The organism is Flavobacterium sp. UW10123, assembly GCF_040538975.1.
Lineage (GTDB): Bacteria > Bacteroidota > Bacteroidia > Flavobacteriales > Flavobacteriaceae > Flavobacterium.
Window position 1 is genome coordinate 231,028 of the sequence record NZ_JBEWQE010000010.1, and the last position, 7,738, is coordinate 238,765.

Consider the following 7,738-nt stretch of genomic DNA (forward strand, 5'->3'; position numbering starts at 1 on the left):
GTTGTAATATGAGACGTCAAATTTACAATGTTTAATTTCTAAAGTCAAAAAAAAGCTGCTTCAATTATGAAACAGCTTTTTTAATATTTTATTTTGTCTTGAAATTATTTTCCAGCTTCCGCTTTAGCGTCATTTACCATTTTGTCGTTCGCTGTAATTGAGAATTCAACACGACGGTTTTGCGCTCTTCCTTCTGGAGTATCATTTGTTGCAATTGGATCTGCAATTCCTAAACCTGAAGTTTTAAAACGGCTTGCTTTTAGTCCTTTCGATATTAAATATGCTTGCACAGAAGCAGCTCTTTGTCCAGAAAGCGTTAAATTGTATTCTGGTTTTCCGGTATTGTCTGTATAACCAAAAATCTGAATATCAGTATCTCCATAATCCGTAAATACAGGAACTAACTTATCTAAGTTCGCTTTGGCTTGAGATGTCAAAGTTGATTTGTTAGTATCAAAACGAACTGCATTTTCATTTAAAGTCAAGTGAATTCCTTCACCAACTCTTTCAACATCAGCACCAGGCAAAGCTTGATCAATCTCACGAGCTTGCTTATCCATTTTATTTCCGATTAAGGCTCCAGTTCCACCTCCTACAGCAGCTCCAATTGCAGCTCCTAAGGCAGCGTTTCCGCCTTTACCTAAATTATTTCCTAAAATACCACCAATAACACCACCTGCGACAGCACCAATTCCAGCTCCTTTTTGTGTGTTATTTGCATTTTTTACTGAATCGCAACTTGTAAAAAAGCTAGCTAATACCAATAAACTACTTAAACCTAAAACCGTTATCTTTCTCATTTTTTATACCTTTAAAATAATATTAATTAGCTCTTTGAAATTGGTAAACCACATCTTTTACTTGGCCACCAACATTGATATTGTCTACTAACTGAAATGAACTTTCAGTCACTCCAGCAACTTTTAACAAATAACCATCTCTTACTTTCTTAGCTTTTTCACCTGCATTAAGAATTTTAAGAACAAACATACCTTGATCGTTAATGCTCCATACAATTGGAGAAGAAAATCCAGTACAACTTGGCGATGTCAAAGCCATATTTCCTTTATTATTATTTGAAATAAAACTCCAAGTACTACCAATGAAACATTTAGAATCAGCAAGATCAAAAGAATTTACTTTGATATAATCTGAACCTGGATAAGATACATTAGTTAAAACCCAATTCCCTTTTAGTGCTACCTGAGTTTTCTTGTCAAGTTTAGTTGAAAGTGTAGTAGCCTCAGAAGATGAAGCTGTCGTGGACGAAGATGATTTACACGCAAAAAACAGAGCGGCAATCATACACATTAAAATACTCTTCTTCATTTTGTACAATTTTTTTAGATTAATATTTGTCTATTTTAACAATTATTGTACCACAAATATACGATTCGTTAAGATATTTTTCGTTCTAGAATACATTTATTTTCTTTCAAAATTAACATTTCAGACATTTTGTCACCCAAAAAACAATTGGTATTCTATTTGAACAAATGAAAATCATCAAATTAAATCAAAAATTAAAAAATATGGCAACAGGTAAAATTAATGTTTCAGTAGAAAACATTTTTCCCTTAATTAAAAAGTTCTTATACAGCGACCACGAAATTTTCTTGCGCGAGCTTGTTTCTAATGGTACTGATGCTACTTTAAAATTAAAACATCTTATCAGCATTGGCGAAGCTAAAGTTGAATACGGAAACCCGATTATCGAAGTAAAAGTGGATAAAGAAGGCAAAAAAATCCACATTATCGACCAAGGTTTAGGTATGACAGCTGATGAAGTTGAAAAATACATTAATCAAGTAGCATTTTCTGGTGCTGAAGAATTCTTAGACAAATACAAAGATTCTGCTAAAGATTCTGGAATTATCGGACATTTTGGTCTTGGTTTCTATTCTGCTTTTATGGTTGCAGAAAAAGTTGAAATCATTACAAAATCGTACAAAGATGAGCCAGCTGCACACTGGACATGTGACGGAAGTCCTGAGTTTACATTAGAACCAGCTGACAAAACTTCACGCGGAACAGAAATCATTCTTCACATTGCTGAAGATTCTTTGGAATTCCTTGACGATTCTAAAATCAGTGGTTTATTAAACAAATACAACAAATTCATGCCTATTCCGATTAAATTCGGAACAAGAACTGAGACACTTCCAAAACCAGAAGACGCTCCAGAAGATTACGTTAATGAAACTCTTGAAATTGACAACATCATCAATAACCCAAATCCTGCTTGGACGAAACAGCCTTCTGAATTATCTGATGAAGATTATAAAAACTTCTATAGAGAATTATATCCAATGCAGTTTGAAGATCCATTATTCCACATTCACTTAAATGTAGATTATCCGTTTAACTTAACTGGTATTTTGTATTTCCCGAAATTAGGAAGTGATATGCAGATCCAGAAAGATAAAATTCAGTTATACCAAAACCAAGTTTACGTTACAGATAACGTAGAAGGAATTGTACCTGAATTTTTGACGATGTTAAAAGGTGTGATCGATTCTCCAGATATTCCGTTAAACGTTTCTCGTTCTGGTTTACAGGCTGACGGTGCGGTTAAGAAAATTTCGAACTACATTACTCGTAAAGTAGCTGATAAATTAAAAGCTTTATTCAACGAAAATCGTGCAGATTTTGAAGCAAAATGGAATGATATTAAAATCGTTTTAGAATACGGAATGCTTTCTGAAGAGAAGTTCTACGAAAAAGCAGGTGCATTTGTTTTGTACCCAACTGTAGATGACAAATATTTCACTTTAGATGAATTAAAAGAAAAACTAAAAGAAAACCAAACTGATAAAGATGGTAAATTGGTAGTTCTTTATGCAGGAAACAGAGATGCGCAGCACTCTTATATTGAAGCCGCAAAAGATAAAGGTTACGAAGTATTGCTTTTAGATTCGCCGATTATTTCGCATTTAATCCAAAAAATCGAAAACGATAACAGCGGATTAACTTTTGTTCGTGTAGATTCTGACCATATTGATAACTTAATCAAAAAAGAAGAAAATACGATTTCAAAATTATCTGATGACGAAAAAGCAGCTTTAAAAACTTCTTTAGAAGCTTACATTCCAAAAGCATACAGCGTTCAATTGGAAGCTATGGATTCTCAAGCAGCTCCTTTTATTATCACGCAACCAGAATTTATGCGAAGAATGAAAGAAATGAGCCAAACTGGCGGAGGCGGAATGTTCGGAATGGGCAATATGCCAGAAATGTACAATTTAGTTGTAAATACCAATTCTGATTTAGCTTCAAGCATCTTAAATACAGAAGATAAAACACACCAAGAACATTTGGTTAAACAAGCTTTAGATTTAGCTAAATTATCTCAAAACCTATTAAAAGGTGAAGCGCTTACTGCGTTTGTTAAGAGAAGTTTTGAAATGATTAAATAATCAATCGAAAATAATATTTTTGAAATCCTGCAAATTAAGTTTTGCAGGATTTTTTTATCCTCTGGTATTATAGGCAAAAAATAAGTGCCCATACATTAGACTTCTATAAAAAGACTATAATACTCTCAAAATTACCTAAATCCGTTATGTTTATACTTTCCAAAAGCAATTATTATAAATCTACACGAAATTATTTACATCAATACTAAACATAATTTTCACCTCAAAAAACTGTTATAAAATCCTGTAAATTAACCATTACAGGATTTTTTAATTGTAATTCGTTTTTTTATTACATTTGACTGCCTTATTAATCTAATCCAAAACAAAAAACCTTATGAAAAAAACAGCTATTTTACTATCAATCATTTGTGTTACAGCACTTTTATACGTTTCTTGTTCAAGTGACAATCACGAAGAAACTACTTCAACAAGCTTGATAAACATTGGAGCTTCAGTTGCAGTTGACGCTTCAAACGCAATGGATCTTAGCACAGGTCTTTTAATCACTACAAGCGCTTCAACAACTGGAAAAACTACCGAAACAGCTCCTGGAATTTGCGCAACAATTACGGTTACAACAAACGGAGGAGGCTATCCTAAAGTCTTTTTAGCAGATTTCGGAACAGTAGGTTGCACAGACGCGAACAATCTTACACGCAAAGGAAAACTAAAAGTTACGCTTTCTGGACCAATCATTGAAACTGGAAGCAAAATGACAATTGAAAGAATTGACTATTCTATAAAAGGCATCAAATTGGAGGGAACTATTGAATACACCAATACTACAACTGCTCAAGCTACACCGCAATGGACTAGAAAAGTGACCAATGGTAAATTGACAGATTTACAAGGAGGTGTTTATACCAATTCAGGAATCTATACTACTAAACAAACGGCTGGCGCAGATACACCACTTGTCTTATCTGATAATGTATATGAAATTACAGAAGGAACTCATACAGTAACAGCTTCAAATGGAGAAACGCTTACTTTGACTGTAAAAGAACCGCTTATTAAAAAATATTCATGCCTATTTATTTCTAAAGGACAATTAAAAGTTCAAGGAGGCATTTTAAATGGTGTTATAGATTACGGAAATGACAACTGTGACGCATTGTATACGTATACGCACGAAAACGGCTCTTCATTCAGCCTATCGATGTAAGACCTTTTCCTATACGACTTTAAAATCCCAATTTAGAAATAGATTGGGATTTATTTTTTTTATAAAAATAAAACAGCTGTCTCTTTACATTTAAACTATTTTCTTTATTTTGCACCAAAATCTCAAAAACCAATGAAAAAAACATTAATTGCTTTTGTTACTCTTGCAGTATTAGCATCTTGCAGTAAAAAAGAAACTGCTGCCGATAACCTACACATTACAGGAAACATTAAAGGTCTAAAAACCGGAACTTTATATATTCAAAGAGTTGTCGACACTTCACTTGTTGCTATTGACAGCATTAAAATTGATGGAAATTCAACATTCGAAAGAGATATCAAATTAGAATCTCCAGAAATGCTATACTTATTTCTAGATCGCGGCGTAACAAATTCTTTAGACAACAACATTTTGTTTTTTGCTGAACCTGGAAATATGAATATCGAAACCAGTTTGGATAATTTCATCGCAAGCGCAAAAATTACCGGATCTAAAAATCAGGAGTTATATGAAGAGTACCAAAAAATAAACAATCGTTTTAGAGATGAGAATTTATCTATGGTTGAATCAAAATTTAAAGCTTTAAAAAGACAAGATCAAAAAGCAATTGACAGCATTGACACTAAACAACAGTCAAACATCAAAAGAAAATATTTATATGCTACAAACTTTGCAATCAATAATAAAGATCACGAAGTAGCACCTTATATTGCTTTAGCGGAGATTTATGATATCAATTTGAAGTTTCTTGATACAATTCAAAAATCGATGACTCCAAAAGTAGCGCAATCACTTTATGGAAAGAAATTGACAAAATATGTTGCTGAAATTAAAAAAGCCGAGCAAAAAGCTCCAGCTGAAAACAAAACTGAGGCCGAAGCAACAACAACTGAAAAGCAAAAATAATTTTGTAATACAACAAAAAAAGCCCTGAAAATTCAGGGCTTTTTTATTCTTTCAAACGTGATAATTTATCTTGCAATTATAGCACCAAATATAGCAAACACAAAAACAAGTGCATAAGATGCCAAACAAACGATCATTAAAACACCAATAAACTTATAGTGCGATTTTAAATATCCTAATGACTCCGTTAAAGATTCTGAATCATTATTTGCAAATGCATTTTTTGCATTTGTGCTAAATTTAAACAGATAATATACCGGAAAGAAATAAAGTAGTGCCGCTATAAAATAAACCGCTCCTATTATCACTCCAAACGAACCACTATACATTCCCATTCTCTGCATTGAGTTTCCCATTGTTGAGAAAATTGTACCAGCAAATACTGCAATCAAAACCAAGAATCCTATCCCGATAAATCCAAGAATCGATAAGAAATGAGCCCATTTTGCTGTTTCTTTTAAAAAGTCCTTTGCACTCCTATCTAACTGCAATTCAAATTTTTCAAACACTGAAGTTTCTTCCATAATTTTTTTATGCAAATTTATAAAAAATAAATAATTTTCCTACAAATAAATCAGGCCTTAAATCTTAGCAAACCCAAAATAATAAAACACAGATTCTCCACCTTCTAAAAATCCTGTTTTTAAAAGAACAGGATTTTTTTGCGTACATTTTTTCGTGATTAATTTTTATTTTCATAAATACCTGATAATTAAACAATTAAAAGTTAAATTGTCAGAATATACATTGATAATATTCTGATTTGTAATAACTTAGCTTCAAACTAAAAAACTACATTTATGGAAAATTTAATCAGCAACATCAGTCGACCTAAGCATGATTTTATAGATTCTTCTGTTTTTCACAAATTAGAATCTTACAATCCCAATCATTCGCAAGCAGAAAAAATTCCCGATCAAGACCCTTACACTTTAAACGGTCAAAAATTGCGTCTGAATTTTATTCGCAGTCAATTAAACTTAGACCTAGATTTTCTTTCTGGAGAAAAAGTATTTACCAACAATGAAAGTCTCAAAGGCAACATCGAAAATTACATCGGAATGAGTCAGATTCCTACAGGAATTATCGGCCCATTGGTAATAAATGGAAGTCTTGCCCAAGGCCCTTTTTACGTTCCCCTTGCTACCACCGAAGGCGCATTGCTTGCCTCTTACAACAGAGGCGCAAAAGCTTGTAGAGAATCTGGCCCCATAACGGTTATTACGCTTCAAGAAGGCGTGCAAAGAACTCCAACCTTTAAATTTAAAACGGTTATCGAATTAGGCAAATTTGTTTCGTGGGTTTTAGATCATACTGAAACTTTTTCGGCACTAACAAGAGAATCTAGTAATTATGCCATTTTAAATGACATAGGCATTAATATCGAGGGAAACATTCTAATCCTGAAATTAGAATATACTTCAGGCGATGCTTCGGGTCAAAATATGGTAACGATATGTTCAGATAGAATATGCCAATACATTTTGGAAAATTGCCCGATAAAACCTGTTTTCTGGACAATCGAAGGTAATTTTTCTGGCGATAAAAAAATAAGCCCCTTAAATACCAGAGTTCGCGGAAAAAAAGTTACCGCTGAAATCGTACTGAAAAAAGAGGTCGTTAAATCGGTTTTAAAGACAACTCCAACGTTATTGCACGAACAATGGAGAATATGCGTTTCTGGAGCAAAAAAAGCAGGTGTAGTGGGCGGCGGAATGCATCCGTCAAACGGACTCGCAGCTTTGTTTATTGCATGTGGGCAAGATGTTGCCTGTACAGGCGAAGCTTCTGTTGCCGTAACGAGAATGGAAATCACCGAAGACAACGACATTTATTTTGCCATTACAATGTCCAATATGATTGTAGGCACCGTTGGTGGCGGAACTTCATTTCCTACGCAGAGAGAATGTCTTGAACTATTAGGCTGTTACGGAGCTGGAAAAAGTGGCAAATTTGCTGAAATTGCAATTGCTGTATGTTTAACTGGCGAACTTTCAATTTTGGCAGCAATGTCATCAGGACAATTCACAGCAGCACATCAAACATTAGGAAGATAAATTAATTAAATCCTAAAAATTCAAATTCCAAATTCCAAGCTTCATGTTGTAGATTGGAATTTGGAATTTATTTTTTTTTGAACAACAAAAAAAAACCACCACATTTCTGTGATGGTTTTTGAGCCGATAGAGGGACTCGAACCCACGACCTGCTGATTACAAATCAGCTGCTCTAGCCAGCTGAGCTACAT

Annotated in this window: 7 protein-coding genes; 4 read left to right on the forward strand and 3 right to left on the reverse strand. The window is 33.6% G+C overall.

Translation table 11 applies throughout. The annotated features are described in order from the left end of the window. Positions 1-104: 104 nt before the first annotated feature. Both ABXT06_RS13690 and ABXT06_RS13695 read right to left on the reverse strand, forming a co-directional pair. Positions 105-800: a YiaD family glycine zipper/OmpA-like lipoprotein gene (locus ABXT06_RS13690; RefSeq protein ID WP_354591244.1), complete on the reverse strand. Its 696-nt coding sequence runs from the start codon at positions 798-800 to the stop codon at positions 105-107. 22 nt (positions 801-822) lie between these two features. Continuing rightward, entirely contained in the window at positions 823-1,329 is a 507-nt protein-coding gene (locus ABXT06_RS13695) for a lipocalin family protein (protein ID WP_111363258.1), read from the reverse strand. 203 nt (positions 1,330-1,532) lie between these two features. Between ABXT06_RS13695 and htpG the strand changes: the two genes are divergently transcribed. From htpG to ABXT06_RS13710, 3 genes are all read left to right on the forward strand, one after another. Then, on the forward strand, positions 1,533-3,416 hold the full coding sequence (htpG, locus tag ABXT06_RS13700; RefSeq protein ID WP_354591245.1) for a molecular chaperone HtpG: 1,884 nt from the start codon (positions 1,533-1,535) through the stop codon (positions 3,414-3,416). Between the two features lie 337 nt (positions 3,417-3,753). Continuing rightward, positions 3,754-4,584 (forward strand): hypothetical protein, encoded by an 831-nt coding sequence (locus ABXT06_RS13705; RefSeq protein WP_354591246.1) that lies wholly within the window; start codon positions 3,754-3,756, stop codon positions 4,582-4,584. A 132-nt stretch (positions 4,585-4,716) separates the two neighbouring features. Beyond that, positions 4,717-5,490 carry a DUF4369 domain-containing protein gene (locus ABXT06_RS13710; RefSeq protein ID WP_354591247.1) on the forward strand — a complete coding sequence of 258 codons (774 nt, stop codon included), beginning with the start codon at positions 4,717-4,719 and terminating at the stop codon, positions 5,488-5,490. 65 nt (positions 5,491-5,555) lie between these two features. On the opposite strand, the gene ABXT06_RS13715 is transcribed toward ABXT06_RS13710, so the two are convergent. Next, positions 5,556-6,014, reverse strand: coding sequence for a DUF5362 family protein (locus tag ABXT06_RS13715; protein WP_354591248.1), 459 nt, complete (start codon positions 6,012-6,014; stop codon positions 5,556-5,558). A 276-nt stretch (positions 6,015-6,290) separates the two neighbouring features. On the opposite strand from ABXT06_RS13715, the gene ABXT06_RS13720 reads away from it, so the two are divergent. Beyond that, a complete protein-coding gene (locus tag ABXT06_RS13720) occupies positions 6,291-7,547 on the forward strand; it encodes a hydroxymethylglutaryl-CoA reductase (protein ID WP_354591249.1) in 1,257 nt (418 codons plus the stop codon). Positions 7,548-7,738 lie beyond the last annotated feature (191 nt).

What these genes read in the sequence shown, in the direction of transcription:
- ABXT06_RS13715 (WP_354591248.1), bottom strand. Translation starts at nt 6,014, where the DNA reads ATGGAAGAAACTTCAGTGTTTGAAAAATTTGAATTGCAGTTAGATAGG.
- ABXT06_RS13705 (WP_354591246.1), top strand. Translation starts at nt 3,754, where the DNA reads ATGAAAAAAACAGCTATTTTACTATCAATCATTTGTGTTACAGCACTT.
- htpG (WP_354591245.1), top strand. Translation starts at nt 1,533, where the DNA reads ATGGCAACAGGTAAAATTAATGTTTCAGTAGAAAACATTTTTCCCTTA.
- ABXT06_RS13695 (WP_111363258.1), bottom strand. Translation starts at nt 1,329, where the DNA reads ATGAAGAAGAGTATTTTAATGTGTATGATTGCCGCTCTGTTTTTTGCG.
- ABXT06_RS13720 (WP_354591249.1), top strand. Translation starts at nt 6,291, where the DNA reads ATGGAAAATTTAATCAGCAACATCAGTCGACCTAAGCATGATTTTATA.
- ABXT06_RS13710 (WP_354591247.1), top strand. Translation starts at nt 4,717, where the DNA reads ATGAAAAAAACATTAATTGCTTTTGTTACTCTTGCAGTATTAGCATCT.
- ABXT06_RS13690 (WP_354591244.1), bottom strand. Translation starts at nt 800, where the DNA reads ATGAGAAAGATAACGGTTTTAGGTTTAAGTAGTTTATTGGTATTAGCT.